This is a genomic window from bacterium, from assembly GCA_026398675.1.
In the GTDB taxonomy this organism is placed as follows: Bacteria; RBG-13-66-14; RBG-13-66-14; order RBG-13-66-14; family RBG-13-66-14; genus RBG-13-66-14.
Genome location: JAPLSK010000029.1, coordinates 1 through 1,640, shown reverse-complemented (window position 1 = coordinate 1,640; position 1,640 = coordinate 1). Strand labels below are relative to the sequence as shown.

The window sequence follows — 1,640 nt, the reverse complement described above, 5'->3', positions numbered from 1 at the left end:
GCGGGCGAGCTCACCCTGGGGCTGGGCTCGGCGGGCGAGCGGCGCTACTCACTCGCCCTGGGGGGCGGCATCGGCTCGGAGCTGACCTTCTCGGCGCGCGGCTGGCTCACCGAGCACGACGGCTGGCGCGAAAACTCCGCCGTGGAGGAGATGGGCTGCCGCGTCGGGGCGTCCCTAGCCCTGCGCGGGCACACCCTCCGGGCCGACTACACCCTCTCAACCAAGGACCAGGGCCTGCCCGGGCCGCGCCCCCCCGAGGGGACCGTCCCCGAATTCGGCTCGGACGAGGTTACCAGCCTCTACGACAGCCAGTCCGACGACGCCCAGGGCGTCACGGTGAACTACCACGGCCGCATCGGCGGGGTGACGCTGCACGCGGACCTGGGCTGGCGTGACTCCGGGCTCGACTACTCCACCCGCTACCGCTCGTTCTACGTCACTCAAGATACTTACTCCTACCGGACGACCGACTACTACGGCTCGGCCTGGAGCCGGTTCAGCCCCTTCGAGCCCGTGGAATTCGAGGTGGGGGCGGATTACCGGGCGAGCCGTCTCGCGGCCCGGGCGGACTCCACCGTCTGGAGCGGGGGGTCGGCATTTCCCGATGACCCCGGCGTCACGACCACGACCCGGTGGACCCCCGAGGTGGACGACCTGGGTGGCTGGCTGGAGGCCCGGGTGGAGATGGGGCTCGTCTCGGCGGACGCGAGCGTCCGAGCGGATTCACACAAAACCTTCGGAACGCGCCTGACCGGCGACGTGGGCCTCGACGCGACCCTGGACACGGTCCGGCTCCGCCTCTCCGGCGGGACCGCCTTCCGCCCGCCCACCCTGAACGACCTCTACTGGCCCACCGGCGGCAATCCGGACCTGCGGCCTGAGGAGGCCTGGGAGGCCGACCTGGGCTTCGACTGGGAGATGCCCGACATGCCGGTCATTTCCGGGAACCTCTTCTACCGCGAGACCGCGGACCTGATTTCCTGGCAGCCCGACGCAACCGGCCTGTGGTGGACCCCCGAGAACGTGGACTCCCAGACGGTCCTCGGCGCGGACGTGGAGGTCGTCTTCGGATCCGTCAGCGCGGGCTACTCCTTCACCGACGCCACCCAGCGGCGGAGCGAGGTGGTCTATTCCGACTGGATGAGCGGCGAGACGCGCACGGCGACGGTGGAGCGCCGGGCCGCCTTCCTCCCCGTGCACCAGTTGACGTTGAGCTACGACGCCGGGGTGGTTAAGCTCACGGCGCGCTGGACCGGCGACCGCGTGGCCTACTACCCCGACTACTCGGACGCGCCCCGGGTGACGATGACGGAGAAGTTCATCCCGCCGGTGTGGAGCTTCGACGCGCGGGCGGAGTACGAGCTGACGCACGGTTTCCGCTTTTTCGCCGCCCTGGAGAACCTGACGGACGCGGACGTTCCAGCGGCCTTCGGCAACACGGCGGATGACCGGGATTACCCGCGTGCGCCGCGGCGTTTCACGCTGGGCGCCGAGATGCTGTTCTAGGGTACGTTTCCTAAATGTAGGGCGGGGACTTTAGTCCCCGCCGCGTTTGAATCCCGGTTGCGATGACGTAGGGGCGGGGCTCCGTCCCCGCCCCCCTCCCCTACCCTCCCCCCAGAGGGGGGAGGGGGATACGT

The 1,640-nt window shown here is 70.0% G+C and carries 1 protein-coding gene; it reads left to right on the top strand.

All coding sequences use genetic code 11. The annotated features are described in order from the left end of the window. On the top strand, positions 1-1,506 hold a 1,506-nt coding region (locus NTW26_00385), incomplete at its 5' end, for a TonB-dependent receptor (protein MCX7020731.1). Positions 1,507-1,640: the final 134 nt, after the last annotated feature.